Source organism: Pseudomonas sp. NBB, from assembly GCF_032701105.1.
Classification (GTDB): domain Bacteria; phylum Pseudomonadota; class Gammaproteobacteria; order Pseudomonadales; family Pseudomonadaceae; genus Aquipseudomonas; species Aquipseudomonas asiatica.
Genome location: NZ_CP103994.1, coordinates 5,090,453 through 5,113,883 on the forward strand (window position 1 = coordinate 5,090,453; position 23,431 = coordinate 5,113,883).

General features: G+C 62.4%; 17 protein-coding genes and 2 pseudogenes. 7 read left to right on the forward strand and 12 right to left on the reverse strand.

Annotation, left to right across the window (positions count from 1 at the left end; genetic code table 11):
* The first annotated feature begins 1 nt into the window (after position 1).
* Complete coding sequence (locus tag NY023_RS23575) at positions 2–934, forward strand: phosphatidate cytidylyltransferase (protein WP_013974238.1); 933 nt, start codon at positions 2–4, stop codon at positions 932–934.
* A gap of 123 nt (positions 935–1,057) precedes the next feature.
* Here NY023_RS23575 and NY023_RS23580 read toward each other — a convergent pair whose 3' ends face one another.
* Positions 1,058–1,333 (reverse strand): metal/formaldehyde-sensitive transcriptional repressor, encoded by a 276-nt coding sequence (locus NY023_RS23580; protein ID WP_003258414.1) that lies wholly within the window; start codon positions 1,331–1,333, stop codon positions 1,058–1,060.
* Between the two features lie 70 nt (positions 1,334–1,403).
* On the opposite strand from NY023_RS23580, the gene dmeF reads away from it, so the two are divergent.
* Entirely contained in the window at positions 1,404–2,357 is a 954-nt protein-coding gene (gene dmeF, locus NY023_RS23585; protein ID WP_013974239.1) for a CDF family Co(II)/Ni(II) efflux transporter DmeF, read from the forward strand.
* A gap of 96 nt (positions 2,358–2,453) precedes the next feature.
* Positions 2,454–2,798: a cupin domain-containing protein gene (locus NY023_RS23590; protein ID WP_003258412.1), complete on the forward strand. Its 345-nt coding sequence runs from the start codon at positions 2,454–2,456 to the stop codon at positions 2,796–2,798.
* Between the two features lie 154 nt (positions 2,799–2,952).
* On the opposite strand, the gene NY023_RS23595 is transcribed toward NY023_RS23590, so the two are convergent.
* From NY023_RS23595 to NY023_RS23605, 3 genes and pseudogenes are all read right to left on the reverse strand, one after another.
* Positions 2,953–3,675, reverse strand: coding sequence for a CatB-related O-acetyltransferase (locus tag NY023_RS23595; RefSeq protein WP_038410149.1), 723 nt, complete (start codon positions 3,673–3,675; stop codon positions 2,953–2,955).
* A gap of 213 nt (positions 3,676–3,888) precedes the next feature.
* Positions 3,889–4,311 carry an NAD(P)-binding domain-containing protein gene (locus NY023_RS23600; protein WP_013974240.1) on the reverse strand — a complete coding sequence of 141 codons (423 nt, stop codon included), beginning with the start codon at positions 4,309–4,311 and terminating at the stop codon, positions 3,889–3,891.
* 28 nt (positions 4,312–4,339) lie between these two features.
* Positions 4,340–4,453, reverse strand: a pseudogene (locus NY023_RS23605) (methylmalonate-semialdehyde dehydrogenase); the annotation flags it as partial.
* 274 nt (positions 4,454–4,727) lie between these two features.
* On the opposite strand from NY023_RS23605, the gene NY023_RS23610 reads away from it, so the two are divergent.
* From NY023_RS23610 to NY023_RS23620, 3 genes and pseudogenes are all read left to right on the forward strand, one after another.
* Complete coding sequence (locus tag NY023_RS23610) at positions 4,728–5,216, forward strand: Hcp family type VI secretion system effector (RefSeq protein WP_013974242.1); 489 nt, start codon at positions 4,728–4,730, stop codon at positions 5,214–5,216.
* 10 nt (positions 5,217–5,226) lie between these two features.
* Positions 5,227–5,892: pseudogene (locus tag NY023_RS23615) on the forward strand (hypothetical protein); the annotation flags it as partial.
* Positions 5,893–5,960: 68 nt separating this feature from the next.
* Positions 5,961–6,941 carry an IS5-like element ISPa26 family transposase gene (locus NY023_RS23620; RefSeq protein ID WP_024086516.1) on the forward strand — a complete coding sequence of 327 codons (981 nt, stop codon included), beginning with the start codon at positions 5,961–5,963 and terminating at the stop codon, positions 6,939–6,941.
* Positions 6,942–7,881: 940 nt separating this feature from the next.
* Here the strand turns inward: NY023_RS23620 and mmsB are convergent.
* Both mmsB and NY023_RS23630 read right to left on the reverse strand, forming a co-directional pair.
* On the reverse strand, positions 7,882–8,769 hold the full coding sequence (gene mmsB, locus NY023_RS23625) for a 3-hydroxyisobutyrate dehydrogenase (protein WP_013974244.1): 888 nt from the start codon (positions 8,767–8,769) through the stop codon (positions 7,882–7,884).
* Positions 8,770–8,779: 10 nt separating this feature from the next.
* Positions 8,780–10,306 (reverse strand): CoA-acylating methylmalonate-semialdehyde dehydrogenase, encoded by a 1,527-nt coding sequence (locus tag NY023_RS23630; protein ID WP_013974245.1) that lies wholly within the window; start codon positions 10,304–10,306, stop codon positions 8,780–8,782.
* Between the two features lie 132 nt (positions 10,307–10,438).
* On the opposite strand from NY023_RS23630, the gene NY023_RS23635 reads away from it, so the two are divergent.
* Complete coding sequence (locus NY023_RS23635) at positions 10,439–11,389, forward strand: LysR family transcriptional regulator (RefSeq protein ID WP_013974246.1); 951 nt, start codon at positions 10,439–10,441, stop codon at positions 11,387–11,389.
* Positions 11,390–11,667: 278 nt separating this feature from the next.
* On the opposite strand, the gene NY023_RS23640 is transcribed toward NY023_RS23635, so the two are convergent.
* The 6 genes from NY023_RS23640 to recC form a co-directional block, all read right to left on the reverse strand.
* Positions 11,668–12,159, reverse strand: coding sequence for an OmpA family protein (locus NY023_RS23640; RefSeq protein WP_023661427.1), 492 nt, complete (start codon positions 12,157–12,159; stop codon positions 11,668–11,670).
* A gap of 4 nt (positions 12,160–12,163) precedes the next feature.
* On the reverse strand, positions 12,164–13,435 hold the full coding sequence (locus tag NY023_RS23645; RefSeq protein ID WP_013974248.1) for a diguanylate cyclase domain-containing protein: 1,272 nt from the start codon (positions 13,433–13,435) through the stop codon (positions 12,164–12,166).
* Complete coding sequence (locus NY023_RS23650) at positions 13,432–13,998, reverse strand: YfiR family protein (protein WP_024087750.1); 567 nt, start codon at positions 13,996–13,998, stop codon at positions 13,432–13,434. Before NY023_RS23650 ends, NY023_RS23645 begins: the two co-directional genes overlap by 4 nt.
* Positions 13,999–14,185: 187 nt before the next feature.
* The gene (recD, locus tag NY023_RS23655; RefSeq protein WP_013974250.1) at positions 14,186–16,261 is read right to left on the reverse strand and encodes an exodeoxyribonuclease V subunit alpha; all 2,076 of its coding nucleotides are present in this window, start codon (positions 16,259–16,261) and stop codon (positions 14,186–14,188) included.
* Positions 16,258–19,935 carry an exodeoxyribonuclease V subunit beta gene (gene recB, locus NY023_RS23660; protein WP_013974251.1) on the reverse strand — a complete coding sequence of 1,226 codons (3,678 nt, stop codon included), beginning with the start codon at positions 19,933–19,935 and terminating at the stop codon, positions 16,258–16,260. Before recB ends, recD begins: the two co-directional genes overlap by 4 nt.
* Complete coding sequence (gene recC / locus NY023_RS23665; protein ID WP_023662317.1) at positions 19,932–23,414, reverse strand: exodeoxyribonuclease V subunit gamma; 3,483 nt, start codon at positions 23,412–23,414, stop codon at positions 19,932–19,934. Before recC ends, recB begins: the two co-directional genes overlap by 4 nt.
* Positions 23,415–23,431 lie beyond the last annotated feature (17 nt).

The window sequence follows — 23,431 nt, forward strand, 5'->3', positions numbered from 1 at the left end:
GATGGACGACAACACCCTTTCCCTGTTTGCCGGCATCGGCGCCCTGCTGCTGCTCGCCAGCGTGATCGGCCGCCTGCTCAAATGGCGCGCCGGCCCGGCACCGCACGCGGTGATCGACAACCTCAACGCCCGCATCAACGCCTGGTGGGTGATGGTGCTGGTGATCGGCATCGCCTTCCTGTTCGGCAAGTACGGCGTGATCGTGCTGTTCTACGGCGTGTCGTTCTATGCCTTGCGCGAGTTCATGACGCTCACCCCGACCCGGCGCAGCGACTACCCGGCGCTGGTGGCGGCGTTCTATGTGGCGCTGCCGGTGCAATACGTGCTGATCGCCATGGACTGGTACGGGTTGTTCAGCATCTTCATCCCGGTGTACCTGTTCCTGTTGCTGCCGATCCTGGCCAGCTTCGGCGGCGACACCACGCGCTTTCTCGAGCGCGCCTCGAAGGTGCAATGGGGGCTGATGATCGCGGTGTACTGCGTGTCGTCGGTGCCGGCATTGATGACCCTGGACATCCCGGGTTACGAGGGCCGCAACCTGCTGCTGATTGCCTGGCTGATCCTGGTGGTGCAGATCAGCGACGTGCTGCAGTACGTGTGTGGCAAGCTGTTCGGCAAGCACAAGGTAGCGCCCAACCTGTCACCATCCAAGACCGTCGAAGGCCTGGCCGGCGGCGTGGCGCTGGCCACCCTGATCGGCGCCCTGGTGTGCTGGATCACCCCGTTCACCTTCTGGCAGGCCGCGCTGATGGCGTTGGCGGTGAACGCCATGGGCTTCTTCGGCGGGCTGGTGATGTCGGCGATCAAGCGCGACCGTGGGGTGAAGGACTGGGGGCACATGATCGAAGGCCACGGCGGCATGCTCGACCGCATGGATTCGGTGTGCTTTGCCGCGCCGGTGTTCTTCCACTTTGTGCGGTATTGGTGGGCGTAATCATACCCCTTGGGGGTATAGAGGCCCCTGTAGGAGCGGCCTTGTATCGCGAAAGGGCCGCAGAGCGGCCCCAGGACTCCAGCAGTGGTGCACAAATTGCTGGGGCGTGCCTACCCACCTAATTCACTTGAGGTACGACCGCAGCAACGTCGCCACCTTGTCCGCCTCGTCCTGCCGCTCCTCGGCACTCAGCCCGTCCGCCACCAGGTGTTCGCGGATATGCCCTTCCATCACTTCGGCCATCAGCCCGTTCACCGCACCGCGCACGGCGGCGATCTGTTGCAGTATCGCCAGGCAGTCCTTGTCCTGCTCCAGCGCTGTCTCCAGGGCGGCGGCCTGGCCTTTGATCTTGCGCACCCGGGTCAGCAGCTGCTTCTTGCTCTTCAGGGTATGTGCCATTGGGTTTCACACCATGCTAGGTATACTGGGGTATAGTATATTTCTCGACGTTCCGGGAGCATGATAAACCATGGCGACACAAACCTCAGACCGCTGGCAGCACAGCCACCAGTTCCATACCAGCAACCTGAGCGCCGAGCGCAAGACGCGCCTGGCCGTGTGGCTGACCGCAGTGATGATGGTGGCGGAAATTACCGGGGGCTGGTTCTTCAATTCCATGGCGTTGCTGGCCGACGGCTGGCACATGAGCTCCCACGCCCTGGCCCTGGGCCTGTCGCTGCTGGCCTATGCCGCCGCGCGGCGTTATGCCGGCGACCGGCGCTTTGCCTTCGGCACCTGGAAGATCGAGATTCTCGGCGGCTACTCCAGCGCCCTGCTGTTGCTGGGCGTGGCCGGGTTGATGGCGTTCCAGTCGGTGCAGCGCCTGCTGGCACCGGGGCCGATCCATTATGACGAGGCGATCTTCATCGCCGCCGTGGGCCTGGCCGTCAACCTGATCTGCGCCTGGCTGCTGCGTGACGACCATCACCATCACGATCACGATCATCACCACCATGGCCACGACCATCACCATGACCATGACCATGGCCACCGTCACCACGACCTGAACCTGCGCTCGGCCTACCTGCACGTGATGGCCGACGCCGCCACCTCGGTGCTGGCTATCGTTGCCCTGCTGGCCGGCAAGTACTGGGGCGCCGGGTGGCTCGACCCGGTCATGGGCCTGGTCGGTGCGCTGCTGGTGGCGCTGTGGGCCCGCGGGCTGCTGCGCGATACCGGGCGGGTGCTGCTGGATGCGGAGATGGACGCGCCGGTAGTGGAAGAAATCCGCGCGGTGGTCGCGCAACTGCCGGTGCCGGCCAGCATCACCGACCTGCACGTGTGGCGCGTGGGCAAAGACCAGTACGCCTGCATTCTCGGCCTGGCCGCCTGGGCCGAACTCAGCGCCGACAGCGTGCGCCAGGCCCTGGGCGTACACGAAGAACTGGCGCACATCACCGTCGAGGTCAACCGCCTGGCATAGCGCGACCAGACAGCTGGACGTCGAGCCCAGGCAACTGCGGCTCGGCCGATGGCCCTATGGTGACGAGTCATTCAGCCAGTCACCAGGAGTTGTGCCATGTCCGATTTCATCACCGTCCTGCGCGAAACCTGCCCGACGCCGGTCGTGGACGCCACCAAGTGGAAGCGCATCGGCGGCGATCCGCACACCGTCAACCTCAACGCCTACCTGTCGGCCGACGGCAGCAAGATCATGGGCACCTGGATCTGCACTCCGGGCAAGTTCGAGGTCAACTACGAGAAGTGGGAGTTCTGCCACTTCCTCGATGGCTACTGCATCATCACCCCGGAAGGCGAAGAGCCGAAGCACCTGAAAGCGGGTGATGTGTTCGTGATCGAACCGGGGATGAAAGGCACCTGGGAAGTGGTCGAGACCGTGCGCAAGTACTTTGTCTTTGCCTGATTCATAAGCGGACTTTGCCGGTCATGTGGGATGCGCAAAAAATCCCACATGACCATGACGCCGCTCAGGTTCAGGCATGATGACCAATGAGTGCGCGAGACGAATAGTATCCTGCCGCAAGTATGATAGTAGCCTTTGGCACATCTCCGCTCGACTACGAGCGGTCACTCTTCAAGAGTTTTACACCCTTCTGAGAAAGACAAACGACTCTGTAGTTTACTTTGTCTCGTGAGGTACGACTTTCGATAGACCTCAGGAACTTTTTCGGGTCTGCCAAATTCAGCTCTCTCAAGGTAGCGGTATCCAAATCCCACCACTCGCTGTCCATGAGCCTGACAATGATATCTTCAGCATGTCGATACTTGATGACTTTGGCCGGATTCCCACCCACGATCGCATACGGCGGCACATCACGCGACACCAAAGCCTTGGTCGCGATAATGGCTCCGGTCCCGACCTTCACGCCTGCAAGGACAGTGGCTCCGGCGCCAATCCATACGTCGTGGCCTATCTGGGCAAGCGCTTCTTCAGCTCGATACTCCAGATTTCCTCCATCTTCATACTGAAATGGATGGGTACTTACCCAGGAGGATGGGTGTGTGTGTTTCTCTTGACCAATGACACAATCAGAGCCAATGGAGCAGAATCGACCTATGGAAGATACAAATGAAAGATGGGTACCACTTCTTATATAGGTGTAAGCACCAATTCCGACTTGGGAAGAACGAATTTTTATATGACCTAGTTGAACATATCCCTCTAGATCAGCACTGGCATACTTACTGAATGTTGAAGGCCCGGCAGCAATCTTACCCCCGTGAGACCTGACTATTCGCTTGTAGCGAGCGGCTTTGATTGACTCTATTATCTTGAACATAAAGATGGCTCAGGTTTCCCTATCTGGAAACCGTAGCAAATTGACATCTTGGGTTGAAGATGTTGTTGCCTGCGCAAAGTCAGTAAACTCATCAAAATACGTGGGAAAAATCTGAGCGCCCGGCAGCAAAAAAAATCGCGGATCAGACGCCCTTCCCTCTGGTGCGCAGTTACAGAGGGAAGGCCGCCTGGCCCGCGACGAAGTACACGCTCGTCAATCCTTCTTGCGGTAACCCTCGACGATCGCCGAGAAGTCCTTGCCACCCTCGCCGCGCAGGCTCATGGCCTGGTACAGCTGCTGGGCCACGGCCCCCAGGATCACCGGTTGATGCGCCTGGCGTGCAGCCTCGGTGGCCAGCCCCAGGTCCTTGAGCATCAGCTCGGCGCCAAAGCCACCGGTATAGCCACGCGATGCCGGCGCATCGCCCATGTCCACGCCCTTGGCCGCTGCGGCCTTGGACACATCACGCGCAGTCTGCGGGTCGATGGTGCTGCAATTCACGGTCGGCGTGCCGGGGCGTATGCCGGCCAGCACGGCCTTGTTCAAGTCGAACAGGTTCAGTTGGTGCCCGGCCTTGATCAGGTTGCGGGCCCTGGGTGCCCCCATGTTGCCCAGGCCGATGAATGCGATACGCATGACGTACTCCTTAACGCAGGCCGATGGCTTAACGCAGGCTGATGGTGGTGTTCACACCGTCGTTGACGCTGTCGTCATCGAACCAGCGGGCGGTGACGGTCTTGGTCTGAGTGTAAAACTGCACCACTTGCTTGCCGTACGGATGAGTGAAAATTCCCACATGACTCTGTTCGCAATTAAACATGATGAATAAGGCAACCAGGAGTTGAATAAACATCATCCTATTGCAAGGGTAACAGTTACATTTTTTGACATATGAATTCAGCTTTCCCCCTTCATTTGTAGTCCATTTCTGAACTGCACCTCTTCATCCCCTGAAGTATTGCCCCCGACTCATCGCAGGCCTAGGCTCTGCAAATCAGCCGGGTCACCGGGCAGCAATACCCAATTGATTCAATTGCCAGGGAGAAGAAAACATGGCTTTCGACGCCTACATTCAGATCGACAACATTCCAGGCGAAGCACTGGACAAGCAATACAGCAAATGGATTGAAGTGCTTGGCTACGATTTCGGCGTCAGCCAAAGCACATCTGCCACTGCAAGTTCTACTGGCGGAGCCACTTCCGGCCGTACCTCTGTCACCAACTTCACTTTCACCAAATACCTCGACAGTGCCAGTTGCAAACTGATGGAAGCCAGTTGCACCGGGCAGCACCTCAAGGAAGTGAAACTGGCACTCTGCCGCGCGGGTGGTGACAAACTCAAGTACTACGAAATTATCCTCGAGGAAGTGATCATCGCCGAGTATTCGCAGAGCGTGGACACCGGCGTACCGCTTGAAGTAGTGCAGCTCAACTACGGCCGGATCAAGACCACCTATACCCAGCAGCGGCGCATTGATGGCGCCGGTGGCGGCAATATCGCCAGCGGCTGGGACCGGATCGGCGACAAAAAATACGCGTGAGGACAAGCCTATGTCTGAAGCCCGGGCGTTTCTCAATCTCAAGCTGCAAAACTATCATAGGCTGAAATCCGACCTGGCGCTGACCGGTTATTCCCTGGAAAAGTTTGACGTGCTGAATTCGCACATCGCCAATACTGTGGTCCGTAGCGGTGAACTTATCATCATCGGCGATCCCACCACGGCTTCCTGCACCAGCCAGGAAGCCTGGATGATGAGACAGGCGACGATTGCGCACATGGGGCTGATGCGCAACGGCCAAGGTGTGGATAACTTTTCCCTGGATAATTTCGAGACCTTGAAGAGCCTCATCGCGCATGCATCTGTGGGCGCTGGTGTAGTCAGTGAAGGGTGGAGCAAGCACCTGAAAGCTATCGAGGCCACCTTGATGGATATCGAGAAGCTGCATCAACAGCATCTCGGGTCAGGGGCCATGGCGGCTCGCGATCAGTGCTATGCAAAGCGTGCCGTCTTGTTCATGAAGTTGGATGAGCAGCTGAACAAGCTGGCGGCTTACGGTTCCGGGATAAGGAACAAAGGCTCGATCAAAAGGACGCTGGGGATATCCACAAAGAGTTATTTGCATACCGGCGAGATTGCAGGATATGCCAACAAAGTCTCAGGCGTGGCGACGGCTGCTAATTTGATCAAGAAAGGAACGTATGTAGGGATTGCATTAGGGAAATCCTGAAAAAGACTTCCTGATTTGGCAAAATCCCCGGACACCAATCGCCGAGCTTTTCGATGATGAAACAAATGACCTTCGCCGATGCCGAGTACGCCGGTAAGCGCAAGCAGACCCGCAAGGAGCTGTTCCTGATAGAGATGGATCGGGTCGTACCCTGGGAGGGTTTGATTGCTCTGATCAAACCTCATTACCCAAAGGGCGAAGGGGGCCGTCCAGCCTATCCGCTGATGGCGATGCTGCGGATTCATCTAATGCAGAACTGGTTCGGTTACAGCGATCCGGCGATGGAAGAGGCGCTGTACGAGACGACGATCCTGCGCCAGTTTTCCGGTCTGAGCCTGGAGCGAATCCCGGATGAAACCACCATCCTCAACTTCCGTCGCCTGCTGGAAAAGCATGAGTTGGCCACCGGTATTCTCGGCGTGATCAATGGCTATTTGGGCGACCGTGGCTTGTCACTGCGACAAGGCACCATCGTCGATGCCACTCTGATTCATGCGCCCAGTTCGACCAAGAACAAGGACGGCAAACGCGACCCGGAAATGCATCAGACCAAGAAGGGCAACCAGTATTACTTCGGTGCCAAAGCTCACATTGGTGTCGACGATGAGTCCGGGCTTGTGCACAGCGTGGTGGTCACTGCGGCCAACGTCGCGGACGTAACCCAAGTCGACAAACTGCTGCACGGTGGTGAGAACGTGGTCTGCGCTGATGCGGGCTATACCGGTGTAGAGAAGCGTGAAGAGCATGAGGGGCGCCAAGTCATCTGGCAGATTGCAGCCCGGCGCAGCACTTACAAAAAGCACGGTAACCGCAGCGCGTTATACAAAGCGATACGTAAGATCGAAAGAGCCAAGGCCCAGGTTCGCTCCAAGGTTGAGCATCCATTTCGGGTGATCAAGCGCCAGTTTGGTTATACGAAAGTGCGCTTCCGAGGCTTGGTGAAAAACACTGCTCAGATGGTGACGCTGTTCGCCCTGTCGAACATTTGGATGGCGCGTCGACATTTGCTCTCCAATGCAGGAGAGGTGCGTCCGTGAAGAGTGAAGTGACTGCTGCGAGGTGCTTGCAGCGGCAAAAAAGGCTGAAATAGACGGCAGGTTTGACCGGGATTTGAGCGGCTACCGTTTTTTGAAAGTGTCGATGGCGAAGTAGCCGGAAAACAGGGGCTACTTCAGACCATCCTTAGACGTCGCTGCCACGGGCCTGGAGATACATAAAGCCTGTACGCTCGGACGCGAGGAGGAATGCAAAAAGGCGCAGTATGTCGAGGTTAGTTCATTAACCTTGGGCTTGTTGGGTACTACTGCTGGGGCAGCCAGTGGCAAGCTTATTCTTGGTGCTGCTTGCAGCGTGGTGTTTGGCGTAGCGACAGGTGGAACCGGAGCACTCGCTTGTGGGATATTCGGCGGTACAGTGGGGGGGAATGGCAGGCGGAAAATTTGGGAATGAAGCAGGCGCCTGGGCTGGGGAACTTCTATACGAGGCAGTAGCAAAATGACAATCATGCACTGGATTTTTTTAGTCTACAGCATGACAGTCACAACTTTACTTTTCTTGAACCTGGCATTAACAATATATATCGCTCATCGCAAAATTGATTACATTGAAGGGTTTTTATTAAATTGCAATGCAATAACCGGCGAAAAAAACTCTGGCTACATGCTGGCCTGATGGGAAAATTCTTTCGACTAACGAACATATCATTCATACTACTCATTCCTAAAATCTATGCACGAAAAAACCTCATTGACATCAAGGAAATAAATAATCTACCTTCAAAAATCAAGACCCTCCTAATCTTCATAGGCTCCTCGCTTTTGATATTGACTATCGCATTTTTTGGTTTGGGAGTTTTCATGTATTACTTACCCCCCTTGCCTAAATAATGCTCAAAAAACATCGCAGTACGGGCCCCCTCCCCTCTGGTGCGCAGTTACAGAGGGAAGGCCGCCCGGCCCGCGATAAAGTCCTCGCTCGTCAATCCTTCTTGCGGTAACCCTCGACGATCGCCGAGAAGTCCTTGCCACCCTCGCCGCGCAGGCTCATGGCCTGATACAGCTGCTGGGCCACGGCACCCAGGATCACCGGTTGATGCGCCTGGCGTGCAGCCTCGGTGGCCAGCCCTAGGTCCTTGAGCATCAGCTCGGCGCCAAAGCCACCGGTATAGCCACGCGATGCCGGCGCGGTTTCGATGATGCCCGGCCACGGGTTGTAGGTGTCCGAGCTCCAGCAACGCCCGGTCGAACTGTTGATGATGCCGGCCAGCACCTTGGTGTCGATGCCCAGCGCATTGCCCAGGGCCATGGCCTCGGACACGCCTATCATCGAGATGCCCAGCAGCAGGTTGTTGCAGATCTTGGCGATCTGCCCTGTGCCCACTTCACCGCAGTGCACGATGTTGCGGCCCATCTGCTCCAGTACCGGCTTGAGGGTGGCGAACAGCTCGGCGCTGGCACCGACCATGAAGGTCAGGGTGCCTGCCGCCGCGCCGCCGGTGCCACCGGACACCGGCGCATCGCCCATGTCCACGCCCTTGGCCGCTGCGGCCTTGGACACATCACGCGCCGTCTGCGGGTCGATGGTGCTGCAATCCACGGTCGGCGTGCCGGGGCGAATGCCGGCCAGCACGCCGTCTTCGTTCAGGTACACGCTGCGCACATGGGTGGCAGCCGGCAGCATGGTGATCACCAGCTCGCTGTTGGCCGCCGCGTCCTTGGGCGAAGGGCTGATCTGCCCACCCAGTTCTGCCAGCTCGGCCAGCACGGCCTTGTTCAGGTCGAACAGGTTCAGTTGGTGCCCGGCCTTGATCAGGTTGCGGGCCATGGGTGCGCCCATGTTGCCCAGGCCGATGAATGCGATACGCATGACTCTCTCCTTAGCGCAGGCTGATGGTGGTGTTCACGCCGTCGTTGACGCTGTCATCATCGAACCAGCGGGCGGTGACGGTCTTGGTCTGAGTGTAGAACTGCACCACTTGCTTGCCGTACGGGCCGAGGTCGCCGAGCTTGGAGCCACGCGAGCCGGTGAAGCTGAAGAACGGTACCGGGACCGGGATCGGGATGTTGATGCCGACCTGGCCGACGTCGATTTCGCTCTGGAACTTGCGCGCTGCCGCGCCACTCTGGGTGAACAGGCCGGTACCGTTACCGAACGGGTTGGCATTGACCAGGGCGATGGCCTCATCAAGGGTATCGACCTCCAGGGTCACCAGCACCGGGCCGAAGATTTCCTGGGTGTAGACCTGCATGTCGGTCTTCACGCCCGAAAACAGGGTCGGGCCAATGAAGTTGCCTTGCTCGTAGCCCGGTACCGTGACGTCACGGCCGTCGAGTTCCAGCTTGGCGCCTTCCTTGATGCCACTTTCGATCAGACCCAGCACACGCTCCTTGGCGCGTTTGGAGACCACAGGGCCGACATCGGTGCCTGGCTCGCAGCCGGCATTGACCTTGAGCTTGCTGGCCGCTTCCTTGATGTCCGGCAGCCATTCACGGGCCTTGCCCACCAACACAGCCACCGAGGTGGCCATGCAGCGCTGGCCTGCTGCACCGAAGGCGGCACCGACCAGCGCGTTGACGGTTTGCGTGCGGTTGGCATCAGGCAGCACCACCGCGTGGTTCTTGGCGCCCATCATCGACTGCACGCGCTTGCCGTGCTGGCTGCCCAGGTTGTACACGTGGGTGCCCACTTCAGTGGAGCCGACGAAGGAAATCGCCTTGATGTCCTGGTGGGTGCAAATGGCATCCACCACTTGCTTGCCGCCGTGCACCACGTTGAGCACGCCAGCCGGTATGCCGGCTTCCAGCGCCAGTTCAACCAGCAGCATGGTCGACAGCGGGTCCTGCTCGGACGGCTTGAGCACGAAGGTGTTGCCGCAGACGATGGCCATGGGGAACATCCACAGCGGGATCATCGCCGGGAAGTTGAACGGGGTGATGCCAGCGCATACGCCGATCGGCTGGCGCAGGGTGTAGGTATCGACGCCGCCGGCAACGTTCTCGGCGAATTCGCCCATCTGCAGGGTGCCGATGGAGGCGGCGTGCTCGACCACTTCCAGGCCGCGGAAGATATCGCCTTCGGCGTCGGCCAGGGTCTTGCCCTGCTCGGCACTGAGGACCTGGGCGATGCGTTTGGTGTTTTCGCGGATCAGCGCCTGCAGCTTGAGCATGATGCGCATGCGCGCGCCGATCGGCGTGTTACGCCAGGTCTGGAAGGCGCGGTGGGCAGCGGCGACGGCTGCGTCGACTTCTTCGACGGTGGCGAACGGTACGCGCGCCAGCACCTCTTGGGTAGCCGGGTTGACGATGTCGCGCCATTCGGTGGTCTTGGACTCGACCCATTGGCCGTCGATCAGCAGCTTGACCTGCTCGATTTTGGTCTGGTTAGGGGATTGCGGTGCGTTCATCTGCGTTCTCCTTGGAATTATTGTCGGGACGAGATCGCCAGCGCCGTGCAAACGCGAGGTGGCGTCCTGAGGCTTGTTTCGAGTATAGATGTGCAAACATCCAACAAGAACGCACAAAAAAACCGGATCATCATGCAAAAAGACCTTACATCCCTGAGCGCGCTCAACTGGGACGACCTGAAGTTCTTCCTTGAAGTGGCGCGTACGCGCAAGGCCAGCAGCGCCGCCAAACGCCTGAGCGTGGACTACACCACTGTGTCGCGGCGCATCAGCTCGCTGGAGGGGGCGCTGGGCACCTTGCTGTTCGAGAAATCCCGGACCAACGGCTTTGTCCTCACCGCCGAGGGCCAGCGCTTGCTGGGCTATGCCGAGTCGATCGAGAGCACGCTGCACATGGCCTGCGAGCAGGTATCCGGGTCGGGCGTGGCGTTGTCGGGGCATGTGCGCATGGGCTGCACCGAAGGCTTCGGCAGCTTCTTCGTCACCCCGCAGCTAAGCCACTTCGTCGATGCCTACCCGGCGATTTCGGTGGATATCCTGCCGCTGCCGCACTTCATCAGTCTGTCCAAGCGCGAGGCGGACATCGTCATCGCCCTGGAGCGGCCGGAGCATGGGCCTTATGTGTGCTGCAAGCTGTGCGACTACCGCTTGCGGCTGTACGCGACCCAGGACTACCTGGACCGCCATGCACCGATCAACCAGATCGCAGACTTGGCCAAGCACCCGTTCATCAGCTACGTGGACGACCTGGCGTTCAGTTCGGAGCTGCTGTACCTGGCCAACCTGATCCCCAGCGCCAGCGCGCATTTACGCAGTACCAGCGTGATTGCGCAGTACACGGCAGCGTTGCAGGGGCGTGGGCTGGCGATCTTGCCGTGCTTCCTGGCGGCGCAGGACCCGCGGCTGGTGACGGTGTTGCCGGAGGAGATCGAGGTGACACGGCAGTTCTGGATGTATTGCCGGGAGGATTTGAGGAAGTTGAAGCGGATTACGCTGTTGTGGGACTACATCCGGGGGGTGACCGAGGCGAATGCGCCGTTGTTGATGGGGGAGACCCGGGAGATGCGGTTTGCTCAGGAATAAGGGGCTGCGTTGCAGCCCATCGCCGGCAAGCCAGCTCCCACGGATGCAGCGTTGATCTAGAGGTTGTCGCTGTACCTGTGGGAGCGGCCTTGTGTCGCGAAAGGGCTGCAGAGCAGCCCCGGCAATTTGTGCATCTGCGCTAAAACCCCGGGGGTAACACAGATAATGTGGGAGCGGGTTTACCCGCGAAGCAGACAACTCGGTGCATGGCACCGGCTTCGCCGGTGTTCGCGGGTGAACCCGCTCCACAGGGATATCTGATAGCCCGTAGGCTGTGGTCAGTACGAAGCCACCACAATGGACACCCGCCGGTTCTCGGTGCGCCCGGCGCTGGTGCGGTTGTTCGCCACCGGCTGGCTGCTGCCCAGTCCGCGGGACTGGATGTTCTGCGCCGGCATGCCTACCCCGACCAGCGCCTTGGCAACGCTCTGTGCGCGGCGCTCGGACAGCTGCTGGTTATATGCCGCCTTGCCGGACGAGTCGGCATGCCCATCCACCCGCACCCCCTGGATGCCAACGCCGAGCAGCGCCTTGCCAATGCGTTCGACAATCGCCTGGCTCTGGCTGTTGAGGCTGTCCAGGTCGCTGCCGAACAGCACCTTGCCGGACAAATCGTAGGCCCAGCCTTCGTCGGTCGGGGTAAAGCCTTCACGCTTGAGCACGGCAATCTGCTCGGCGGACAGGCCTTTGGGCGGAGCGCTCTGGCAGCCGGTCAGCGCCAGCACGGCGAGCAACAAGGCCCAAAGGGGGAAACGCAAAGCCTGTATCACGGGTTCAACTCCTGTTCTTGATTTCGCTGGCGGACCGTTCCGTCTGCGCCACCTGCCAATGGCCACGGCGTTTGCGCTTGGCCTGGTACATCGCCGCATCGGCGGCATTCAGAAGACTGGCGGGGTCGGCGCCGTCATCCGGGTAATAGGCAATACCGACACTCAACGAGGTGGCGATACTGCGGCCACTGTCCAGCTGCACCGGCAACTTCATGCTGGCAACGATCTTCTCGGCAATGTGCTCGGCGTCCTGGCGCGAATGCAAAGGCGTCAGCAGCACGGCGAACTCATCGCCACCCAGGCGCGCTACCAAGTCGTGCTCGCGCAGTTGGGCACGCACGCGGTCGGCCACGCTGATCAGCACTTCGTCGCCCACCGCATGGCCGAGGGTGTCGTTGATCTGCTTGAAGTGGTCACTGTCGAGGAACAGCAGCGCCAGGTGATCCTGCTGCCGTTCGGCATTGCGCACGCTGCGGCTCAGGCGCCCCTCGAAGAAGGCGCGGTTGGGCAAGCCGGTCAGGCTGTCGTGGCTGGCCTGGTGGGCCAGGGTCTGGTTTTCGTTCTGCAGGTGGCTGTGCCATACCTCCAGCTCATCCAGCAGCGCGTTGAAGTCATTGCCCAGTTCGTTGAGCTCGGCAATCGGCGCCTCCGGCACGCGCCGGTCGAAACTGCGCTCGCGGCGGGCGGCGTGGGCGACACTGGCCAGGCCGCGCAGCGGGCGGACGATATCGCTGAGCAGACGCCGCGACAGGTATTGGGCAGCCAGGGCGCTGAGCACCGTGCAGAACAGGATGCCGGCCAGCCCGCTGAACAAGAACAGCAACAGGCTTCGCCCCTGGCCAACCAGCTCGATGCGCCCGACCTGCTGTTGCTGGTGCGTGATCGGCAGGTTGATCGGCTCATCCAGCAAGGCGGTGGCCACCTGTGCCTCCAGCCGCGCGAGCACGCCGGTATCACTGCGCTGCCAATGCGCCAGCTGCTCGCCTTCGTTGTTGAAGACCCTGGCTTCGGCCACTTCCTCGGTACTGGCGATCAGCGCCAGCGATTCATTGGCGGCAGCGCTGTCGTCAAACACCACCGCCGCTTCCACGGTGTAGCTGATCGAGCGGGCGATCAGGTGCAGGTTGTCGTTGGCGTAGACACGCAGGGCGAGCACGCCCAGCAGGGTCAGGGATATGCCGGCAAGGCCCACGGCGAGCAAGGCGACGCTGAGGTGGCCACGGCCCAACACCGAGCGCAGGGTCGGGCGCACGCCGCGCTTGCGCGTTGGTTTCATGGTTGCACCGCCCGGCGCCGCGACAATTGCAGCACGCTGGGATGAATGTGCACGCCGGAGCGTGCCACCGAGTCCAGGTTGACTTCAAAGGCTACCTGCTGGTCGCTGACCCGCAAGCAGAACAGGCTACCGACCGTGCACGGGTCGTCTGCCTCGCTGATGCTCAGCACCGGGTGGCCACTGACGCGCTCGAACAGCCGGTCGCGCTGGCCCTGGTCGAGTTTGCCAATGTAGATGGCGTCGCAGGCCTGGGCGACCTGGCTATCGTCTGCCAGCAGCCGCCGCACCTGCAGCGGTCGGCCAGACTCCTGCACATGGCCTTTGATCAGGTCATCGGCGTATTCGGTCGGGCCGACCAGGCACAGGCGCAAGGGCGAAGGTTCGACGGGCCAGCGGGCGTAGCTGAAGATGCCCAGCACCACCTGGGTAACGGCCTTGGCACGTTGCTGCGCCTGGGCGGCAGTTATGGCGGGGTCTGCCTGGGCCGGGCCTGCGGAAAGGAACAGGGCGGCCAGCAATAGCGAAAGCACACAGCTCGTCACTCGCCTTGCGGCCACGTTCATGTGGGAAATCTCTTAAGGTCCTTTCCGATATCGGCGCAACGATAGCACATGGCCGCATGCTTGTAGGAACGGCGCGGATCTAATGCGATCCCTGTGGGAGCGGGCGTGCCCGCGAAGCAGGCACCACGGTGGCTGGCACGGGCTGCGCCCGCTCCCACAAGGGATCTCCTATTGGCTCACTACAGGGTCAGACCTGCTCCAGCATCAATCCGGAAATACGCCGTACCTTGCGCGCGACCGCTTCTTCGAAAATACCCTGGCGAGGCTCGACCAGGCTGAAGCAATGCTTGGCGCGGGTGATGCCGGTGTATACCAGTTCCTTGGTCAGCACCGGGTTGAGCGCATCCGGCAGCACCAGCGCGGTGTGGCTGAACTCCGAGCCCTGGGACTTGTGCACGGTCATGGCGAATACCGTTTCCACTTCGTTCAGCCGGCTGGGCAGGACGAAGCGCACGCCCCCACTGCCGTCGTTACGCGGGAAGGCCACGCGCAGTAAGGGTTCGCCGCGCTCGTCCGGCAGGCGCAGGGCGATGCCGATGTCACCGTTCATCAGGCCCAGGCCGTAGTCATTGCGGGTGACCAGCACCGGGCGCCCTTCGTACCAGGGCTGCTGGCTGTCGATCAGCCCGGCATTGTGCAGTACCCGCGCCACCCGCTCGTTGAGGCCTTCGACACCCCAGGCGCCGCGGCGTACCGCACACAGCAGCTGGAAGTCTTCGAAGCTGTGCAGCACCTTGCCCGCCCATTGCTCCCAGGCGGGGTCGTCAACGGCGGTATCGAGTGCCGGGCGGAAGCGGCCAAGGGTGCGCAGATAGCTGCGATAACCCTGCGGGCCGTCGCTGCCGCGGTTCAGCCCGTCGAGCAGCAGGCGGTCGAAGGCGCGGTCCTGTTCGTGCTTCAGGGCCAGGCTATGCACATCGGGCGGCGGCGTGGCCAACAGGTTGCGGGCCGCGTGGGAGTCCTGGCGATTGACCAGCCGGGCCAGTTGGCCAATGCCGCTGCCTTCGCCAAAACGCCGCGAGAAGCGCAGCATCACCACCTGCTGGGCCAACGGGTTGCGTTGCTCATCGCCGGCCTTGAGGCCGCTGCCCGCCAGCGACTCGCCACCGATCTGCTCCAGCCATGCCTCGGTCGCCGACGAGTAACAGCCCTCCTCGGCATCCCGGCACAGGTCACCCAGTACCGCACCGGCTTCGACCGAGGCCAGCTGGTCCTTGTCGCCCAGCAGTACCAGACGTGCCCGTGGCGGCAGGGCATCGAGCAGGTTGGCCATCATTTCCAGGTCGATCATCGACGCTTCGTCGACCACCAGCACGTCCAACGGCAGCGGGTTGCCGGCATGGTGGCGGAAGTGCCGCGAACCGGGGCGGCTGCCGAGCAGGCGGTGCACGGTGCTGACCTCGGTGGGGATCTGCCCGCGCACCTCGGCGCTGACCTGCAGGCGCTCGACCTGCTGGCCAATGGATTCGGTCAGGCGCGCGGCCGCCTTGCCGGTCGGCGCGGCCAGGCGAATGCGCAATGGCCTGCCCTGCTCCACCGCCGGCGCCTGCAGCAAGGCCAAAAGGCGTACCACGGTGGTTGTCTTGCCCGTGCCGGGGCCGCCGGTGATGATGCTGAAGCCTGCGCGGGTGGCAAGGGCGCAGGCGAGCTTCTGCCAGTCCACCTGGCCAGCCGGCGTACCGCCGTCAAACAGCTGCGCCAGGCGGCCACGCAAGTCGGCCGGGGGCGCTTCGGACTGGGTCAGGCGCTGGCGAAGTGTATGGTCGATGCGCCGCTCGTAACTCCAGTAACGGCGCAAGTACAGGCGCTCTCCGCTGAGCACCAGAGGCCGCGCTTGCTGCCCCGAAGTATCGCCGGCGGCCACTAGCGGACTGGCGGCAATGCGCTGGCGCCAGGCGTGCAGGTCGAGGTCGGCGAGCAACTGCGAAGGCAGCAGCAAGGGGCCGGTCAAGGCGTCGCCTTCAGGCGGCAAGGACAGGGCGAAATCGGGCTCGGCCAGGGTCTGCTGCAGGTCGAGGCAGACATGGCCGTGGCCCAGTTGGTGGCTGGCCAGGGCGGCGGCCAGCAACAGCAGTGGGTCACTACCGGGGGCTAGCTCCTCCAGGAATGATACGAACGCTCGGTCCAGGGCACGCAGCCAGCCGCGCTCTACCCAGCGGTCGAGCAGTTGCAGCAGGTCACCGCTGTCATGCTGTGGCGCCAATGCAAGCAGGTGCTCGGCGTGCAGCGGGGTGGGCAACAGGTCGACTAGGCTTCGGCTCATATCACGGCTCCGGCAAACAGGTCCTGCTGTACGGGCGGATGCTCACCACGGAACAGCGCATCGAGGCTTTCGATCAGCTCACGCGGTGGCTTGGCGTGGTAAACGCCGTGGCCGCTGCTGCTGGCACCTCGCAGGAAGATGAACAGGGCGCCGCCAACATGGCGGTCGTAGTCGTAGTCAGGCAGGCGGGCGCGCAACTGGCGATGCAGGGCCAGCAGGTACAGCACGTACTGCAGGTCGTAGCGATGTTCGAGGATGGACTTTTCCATGGCCTGGGCATCGTAGGCCTGAATGTCCGGCCCCAGCCAGTTGGACTTGTAGTCGGTCACGTAGTAACGCCCGTCCAGCTCGAAGGCCAGGTCGATGAAACCTTTGAACATGCCATTGAGCACAGTCGGCTGCGCCGCCGGGCGTGCCAGGCCGGGGTGGGTGTGGCGTGCCACCAGGCGGTCGAGTTGTTCGGCATCGACCTGGTGGCTGGCGAACCAGAACTCCATTTCGATCTGGTAGTGGCGCAGCTGCCCGAGCGTTACACCGAGGTGGTTGCCCGGCAACGGCAGCGCTTCGCCCAGCAGGCGCTGCAGCCAGTGCGTCAGGGTGGGAATCCAGCCGGTCCAGTCGCGACGGTTGCAGCGCTGGCCAACGGTTCGCTCGATCAGCCGTGCATTGCCGCTGACCTGGCTGAAACCCTCGCGGCCAACCCATTCCAGCAAGCCATGCAGGAAGGTGCCGGGGTTGGGCCCGCGCGGGAAGCGGTGAATATCGCCACTGTCGGCCGGGACCTCGCGCAGCATCTGGGTATCGACCACTTCATCATCCAGTAACTGCTGGGCCTGGGAGCTGTCGGCACCGAGGGTCTGGTCGCCGACGCGCAGGGCACTGTACGAGGCAATCCACCAATGCTCGGCGCCCACCGCGCGGCGCGGCTTGCGGGCAGGTAGCAGCTCATGCTCGGCGTGCGGCATGCGATACACCTGCTCATCTGCCGGCGGCAGGCTCGGGCAAGAGATGTGCGGGCAGGTCTTGGCCAAGGCCTGCAACCAGTCCGTCAGTTGTTGCGAGCCCGGCAGGGCGAGGCCGCCACCCAGCAGGTAGCCGAACGCCGAGCGGTGCAGTTGCGAGCTCTTCTGGTTGCCCCGCTTGAGGTCGGCGACACCCAGCCAGCAGGCATGCTGGGCACGGGTCAGGGCCACGTAGAGCAGGCGCAGGTCTTCGGCCAGGCGCTCGTCGTCGGCGCGGTCGATCTGTTCCTGGTCTGGTGTGAGGGTGAGATGGGCGTTGCCCTGGCTATCATGCCAGGCCAGCGGCAGGCGGGTGCCGTCCACTGGTTTGTTGGTGCAGATGAACGGCATGTAGACCAAGGGGTATTCCAGGCCCTTGGATTTGTGGATGGTCACCACTTTCACCAACTGCTCGTCACTCTCCAGGCGCAGGATCTGCTCTTCACCAGCCTGGCCGGAACTGGCCAGGTGCTCGGCCAGGTGGCGGATCAGCGCCTGTTCGCCGTCCAGTTCGCCGGCGGCCTGTTGCAGCAGCTCGGCCAGGTGCAGCAGGTTGGTCAGCACCCGCTCGCCATCGCTGCGGCGGATCAGCGTGCGCGGCAGCTGGAAGTCATGCAGCAGGTGCCGCAGCATCGGCAACACGCCCTGACGCTGCCAGGTGTCGCGGTAACGGCGAAAACGCATGACCCAGTCTTCCCAGACCCGCTCGTCCTGGTTCAGGCGGTCCAGCGCAGCCAGCGACAGATCGAGGGTAAGGCTGGCCAGGGCGGCCTTGAGCAGGCGCTCCGAGTCGGGTTCGGCACAGGCCTTTAGCCAGGCCAACAGGTCGTGGGCTTCCTGGGCGGCGAATACCGAGTCCTTGTCGGACAGGTACACACTACGCACCTCGCGCGCGGCAAGCTCGGCGCGGACCATCTGCGCCTCATGGCCATCGCGCACCAGGATGGCGATGTCCGATGGCAGGCACGGGCGTAGTTCGCCCTCGGCATTCTGGAAACCAGCCGTGCCTTGCTGGCCGCCATTGAGCAAGGCGACGATATGGCTGGCGCAACTGGCTGCCAGCTGCTGCCGGTAAACGCTGCCGGAGACCGGCTCTTCGCTTTCCAGATGCCAGCATTGCAGGGCTGCGCAGGCTTCACCGTCGATCAACAGCTGTTCGCTACGGCCTTTGGCGCGGACCTCGATGAACGGCAGCGGGTTGTCATCAGCCTCGCGGAACAGGAATGCGCCACGCCCTGCCTCACGCGCCTCGGCCTGCAGGAACACCTGGTTGACCGCCGCGACCATGGCCTTGCTGGAGCGGTAGTTGGTGTCCAGGCTGTGCAGGCGACCACTGGTGGCACGGCGGGCAGCAAGGTAGGTGTAGATGTCGGCGCCACGGAAGGCATAGATCGCCTGCTTGGGGTCGCCGATCATGAACAGGCCGGTTTCGGCGCGGTTTTCGCTGATCTGGTAGATGCGCTCGAAGATGCCGTACTGCACCGGGTCGGTGTCCTGGAACTCGTCGATCAACGCCACCGGGAACTGTTCGCGGATCAGGCTGGCCAAGCGATCGCCAGCCTCGCTGGCCAGGGCGTGCTGCAGGCGCAGGAGCATGTCGTCGAAGCCCATTTCCGCGCGCCGACGCTTCTCCACTTCGAAGCGTGCCGCTACCCAGTTGGCGGCATGCTCGAGCAATGGGGCATCCGGGCTGTCCAGGGCCTGTAACTGTTGCTGCAAACTCTGCATGGCGTTGAGGGCCGGGTGCTCGGGTGGCTCGCCCTTCCAGGCTTCGGCCATGCCCGCTGGGGTCAGGCGGGTAAAGCCGGTGCCCAGGTCAAGTTCCACCAGTTGTTCGTTTGCGGCCCAGGCGCAGAGTTTGTCGAACCAGGGCTCGAAGTAACGGGCCTGCATCTTGCGGCCATCGACCTGTTTGGCGGCCAGTGCATCACGGCAGATCTGGCGCAACTCCTCGGCCCATTGCGCCCAAGGCGCCTTGAGCCGGGCCAACTGCTCGCCACGTTGCTGCAGCGATGCCTGGATCAGTGCCGCCGGCTCGGGCCCATCGTGCTGGACGCGCACGCGACCGAACAGCGGGCGGATCCGCGGCAGCAAGGCGTCGGGGCTGCCCCAGTGGCCACGCACCCAGGCCAGCGCGTCGCCTTGCATGCCGTAGCAGAAGCGCCGCCAGTAGTCGCGCATGACCTGACCCAGCAGTTCGCTGTGGTCTGTTTCCAGGGTCTGGGTGAACAGGCTGCCGCTGTCGAAGGCATGTTCGCGCAGCATGCGCTGGCACCAGCCATGGATGGTCGATACCGCTGCCTCGTCCATCCACTGCACGGCGATTTCCAGGCGCCCGGCACAGCGTGGCCAGGTTTCTTCCGGGTAATCGTCACGCAGCTGATGCAGCAGCGGGTCGGCCGCCTCCAGCTCGCCACGGAAGAACCGCGCAGCTTCGGCCAGGCGGGCGCGGATACGTTCGCGCAGCTCTTTGGTGGCGGCGTCGGTGAAGGTCACCACGAGGATCTGCGGTGGTAGCAGCTCGCGGTTGAAGCCCTGCTCGCCACCGTGACCGAGGATCAGACGCAGGTACAGCGCCGAAATGGTGAAGGTCTTGCCCGTGCCGGCGCTTGCCTCGATCAGCTGGCTGCCGTGCAGGGGGAAACTCAGTGCCAGGGGACGGTCCTGGGTCATGCGCCTTTCTCCGGGTTGCCCAGGGTCTGCCACGGGGCGTTGAACAATGGGCGGTACAAGGCTTCGCACCAGCCTTCGAAGGTTTCATCAGCGGTGAGTGCGGCAAAGTCGCGGAACTGCCGGGCCAGGGCGATGCTTTCACTGCGCTCGCCGAAGCTGGTGCGCTCATCGCCTTCGTAGGCGCGGGCGGCAGCAGCCAGGGCTTTGTCGCTATCGTCCTGGGCCAGCCAGGCGAACGCGGTCTTGGCCGCGACCGGCAACGGCGCATTCATCGCCGCCTGACGGGCTACCAGCAGGTCGCCCAGCAATTGCGCCGCCTGCGCTTGCGGCAGTGGCTCAAGCAGTAGGGTCAAGTCGCTGGCCACCAGCGCGCTGTTATACGGGTAGCCCGCCGCGCAGGCCGCCAGGTGCGTGACCCAGGGCGCGATCAGTCGGTGCCACTTGAGGGCGTTACGCCCGGCACTGATAGTGTTGGGTACGGTGGTGATGCTGAGCAGGCTCTGGTCATCTGCCTGGAATACCCGCCCAAGCCACCCTTCGAGGCGGTGCGGGCCGTGCTCGAAATGCACTGGCAATGCCCCCTCGACCAGCTGCGGCCAGCGTTGCAATAGCTGGCGGTGGCGTTGCAGCAGGCCTGGAAGGGGCTCGATCAGCTCGCGCTGCAGCAGTTCGCCGAAGCCGGCCAGTGGCAGCACGCCACAGGCCTGCAAGCGCCGTGCTTGTGCCTGCAGGGCCTGTTCGGCATTGTCCGGCTCGGCCAGCGCTGCACCCAACAGGCTTTCACTGGCGCCGTATCGTTGCAGGATATCGAGGACGAAGGGTTCCTCGTCCGGGGTCGGTGCTTCCAGCGCTTCGAAGTACACCTTCAGACGCTGGCTGAAGAAATGCCGCACCGGGTGGCGCAGGAAGTCATTCAGCTGGGTCAGGCTCAAGGCCTCCTCGTCATGGTATGGCGGCAGGACGGGGTCAGCCTGCTGGTCCTCCTGGCCCTGCTGGTGCAACACCTGCCATTCGTGGGCAAAGCTGAACAGCGGGCTGCCCTTCTGGAAGTAGCGTGAACTGAACGGTTGCAGCGGGTGCTCCTGGGTCAGTGCGTGCAGCAGTTGCTCGCCCGGTTCTGCCGGCTGCCCCTGCTCCGCGCCTGCCAGCTGCCAGCCGGCTGCAAGGTGATCGCGCAACTGGCCGATGAGCACCGAGGCCGGGCGTTCGCTGTTGTCGCGAATGCTGCGCCCGACCCAGCTGACATACAGCTGGTCGCGGGCCGACAACAATGCTTCGAGCAGCAGGTAGCGGTCATCCTCGCGGCGCGAGCGGTCACCGGGGCGGTAGTCGCTGGCCATCAGGTCGAAGTCCAGCGGCTGCTGAGCGCGGGGGTAATCGCCATCGTTCATGCCCAGCAGGCAGACCACCCGGAACGGGATGGCGCGCATCGGCATGAGGGTACAGAAGTTCACCGAGCCGGCGAGGAAGCGCTGGGACAACTTGCCCTGGTCGAGGCCCGACAGCCAGGCTTCGCGCACCACGGTCAGCGGCAATGGGTCTTGCAGGCCGACGGCCTCGCACACCTCAAGCCAGCTATCACGCAAATCCTGCAACTGCATCAGCAGGAACTCGTCGCGCTCGCCCTCGGCCAGGAAAAACACTTGCAGCAAGGCATGCAGGCGTTCCCCCCACTGGCTGACAGTGGCAGGCTCGGACAAGGCCTTGCTGGCTACTTCGAGGGCGTCGAGCAAGGCGACCAGCGGGCCGATCAGCGCCGCATCCAGGCCACCGATTTCATCGTAGGGTTCGATGCCGTCACAGGCCTCACCCACGCCGACGGCATAACCCAGCAGCATGCGCCGCAGGCCGAACCGCCAGCTGTTCTGTTCCAGCCCAGCGGGCAAGCCCAGGCTGGCCCGCTGCTCGGCATTGAGGCCCCAGCGGATGCCGGCCCCCTCGATCCAGCGGTGCAGCGTGGGCAGGTCGTTTTCGCGTATGCCGAAACGGGCGCGGACTGCCGGCACATCCAGCAGGTCGAGCACTTCGCTGACCGCGAAGCGGCTGTCCGGCAGCTTGAGCAGGTGTTCGAGGGCAATCAGCAAGGGTTCGCGGCCACGTTGGCCCTGGTCGGTCAGGGTGAACGGGATGTAGCGCGGATCGTTGCGCTGCAACTGGCCGAATACGGCGCGAATATGCGGCGCGTAGGTATCGATGGCCGGCAGCATGACGATCACGTCACGTGGGCGCAGGGTTGGGTCTGCGCTGAACCGGGCCAGTAACTGATCGTGAAGGATCTCCACTTCGCGTTGCGGGCTATGGGCGATGTGGAAGCGGATCGAGCGGTCCTTCGCTGGGTCGACTGGATGCCACTGCTCACGAGTTTCGGCGAGCGGACGCAGTTCAAGGATGTCGTCCTGCAACTGGTTGAGCAGCGTGGTGGGCGAGCCCTCACTGAATAGGTCGATGCGACCGTCGCTGAACACGCCCTGGTAACTGCTGGGGTCATCGTAGCTGTCGAGCAGGTTGATGTAATCGCGGCCTTGTTTGCCCCAGGCGGCCAGCAAAGGGTGGGCATGCTGGTGCAGCGACTGGTCGTCCAGTTGCAAGGGCATGCCCTGCTTGCGCTGCTGGCGCTTGTACTGGTGGCGCAGCAGGTCCTTGTCGGCAACGATATCGGCCCAGTGGTGGCGGCAGGGGTTGTGCACGCACAGTAGCACCTGGCTGAAGCGTGCCAGGCCGGCCAGTGCCTCGAGGGCCTGGGCTGGCAGCGATGAGATACCGAATACGATCACCCGGGCCGGCAGACCGGCAGGTGCCTGCTCCAGGCTATTGATCCGTTCGATGAAGCGTTGATGTACGCCGGCACGGCTCTGCGCCATGCCCTGCTCACCAACATCCTCCAGCAATGCACGCCACAACTCGGCCTGCCAGCGGTTGCCCGGGGGCAGCGCCTTGCGTTCAGCGCGGGCGGTGTTGAGGACGTGCTCGCCAGCGGCCCAATCCTTGAGCCAGTCGGCGCGGTAGACCTGATACTGGTCGAACAGGTCGGCCAGGCGCTCGGCGAGCTGATAGCGCTTGCGCAGGTCGCTGTCGTCGGTGAGGAAGCGTCGCAGCGGTTCGAAGTGAGGACGTTCGATCAAAGCCGGGAGCAGACGCATCAGACGCCAGGTCAGCGGTGCCTTGTCGAGCAGGGAGACTTCGGGAATTTCGTCACGGCCCAGCACGCTGCGGTAAAGCTGCCACATGAAGCTGCCTGGCAGTTGCACATCGATGGCGGCGGCGATGCCACAGCCGCCCTGGTCATCGTCCTGAGGGTCTTCGGCAAGAGCCAGCTTGAGCCATTGGGCGATGCCATTGCTTTGCACCAAGGCGATTTCGTTTTCCAGAGGTGCCAAGGGATAGCGACGCATCCAGCTCACCACCAAGCTGCGCAGGTCGTCGAGGCGGTTGCCGTGGACGATCATGAAGCCAGGGTGGAGGTGAGTGGTATTGGGCATCGGGAGGTCTCTGGCTG

What these genes read in the sequence shown, in the direction of transcription:
- NY023_RS23590 (WP_003258412.1), top strand. Translation starts at nt 2,454, where the DNA reads ATGTCCGATTTCATCACCGTCCTGCGCGAAACCTGCCCGACGCCGGTC.
- NY023_RS23610 (WP_013974242.1), top strand. Translation starts at nt 4,728, where the DNA reads ATGGCTTTCGACGCCTACATTCAGATCGACAACATTCCAGGCGAAGCA.
- NY023_RS23630 (WP_013974245.1), bottom strand. Translation starts at nt 10,306, where the DNA reads ATGAACGCACCGCAATCCCCTAACCAGACCAAAATCGAGCAGGTCAAG.
- recB (WP_013974251.1), bottom strand. Translation starts at nt 19,935, where the DNA reads ATGACCCAGGACCGTCCCCTGGCACTGAGTTTCCCCCTGCACGGCAGC.
- mmsB (WP_013974244.1), bottom strand. Translation starts at nt 8,769, where the DNA reads ATGCGTATCGCATTCATCGGCCTGGGCAACATGGGCGCACCCATGGCC.
- NY023_RS23620 (WP_024086516.1), top strand. Translation starts at nt 5,961, where the DNA reads ATGAAACAAATGACCTTCGCCGATGCCGAGTACGCCGGTAAGCGCAAG.
- NY023_RS23650 (WP_024087750.1), bottom strand. Translation starts at nt 13,998, where the DNA reads ATGAACGTGGCCGCAAGGCGAGTGACGAGCTGTGTGCTTTCGCTATTG.
- recD (WP_013974250.1), bottom strand. Translation starts at nt 16,261, where the DNA reads ATGAGCCGAAGCCTAGTCGACCTGTTGCCCACCCCGCTGCACGCCGAG.
- NY023_RS23575 (WP_013974238.1), top strand. Translation starts at nt 2, where the DNA reads ATGGACGACAACACCCTTTCCCTGTTTGCCGGCATCGGCGCCCTGCTG.
- dmeF (WP_013974239.1), top strand. Translation starts at nt 1,404, where the DNA reads ATGGCGACACAAACCTCAGACCGCTGGCAGCACAGCCACCAGTTCCAT.
- NY023_RS23600 (WP_013974240.1), bottom strand. Translation starts at nt 4,311, where the DNA reads ATGCGTATCGCATTCATCGGCCTGGGCAACATGGGGGCACCCAGGGCC.
- NY023_RS23580 (WP_003258414.1), bottom strand. Translation starts at nt 1,333, where the DNA reads ATGGCACATACCCTGAAGAGCAAGAAGCAGCTGCTGACCCGGGTGCGC.
- NY023_RS23635 (WP_013974246.1), top strand. Translation starts at nt 10,439, where the DNA reads ATGCAAAAAGACCTTACATCCCTGAGCGCGCTCAACTGGGACGACCTG.
- NY023_RS23595 (WP_038410149.1), bottom strand. Translation starts at nt 3,675, where the DNA reads ATGTTCAAGATAATAGAGTCAATCAAAGCCGCTCGCTACAAGCGAATA.
- recC (WP_023662317.1), bottom strand. Translation starts at nt 23,414, where the DNA reads ATGCCCAATACCACTCACCTCCACCCTGGCTTCATGATCGTCCACGGC.
- NY023_RS23645 (WP_013974248.1), bottom strand. Translation starts at nt 13,435, where the DNA reads ATGAAACCAACGCGCAAGCGCGGCGTGCGCCCGACCCTGCGCTCGGTG.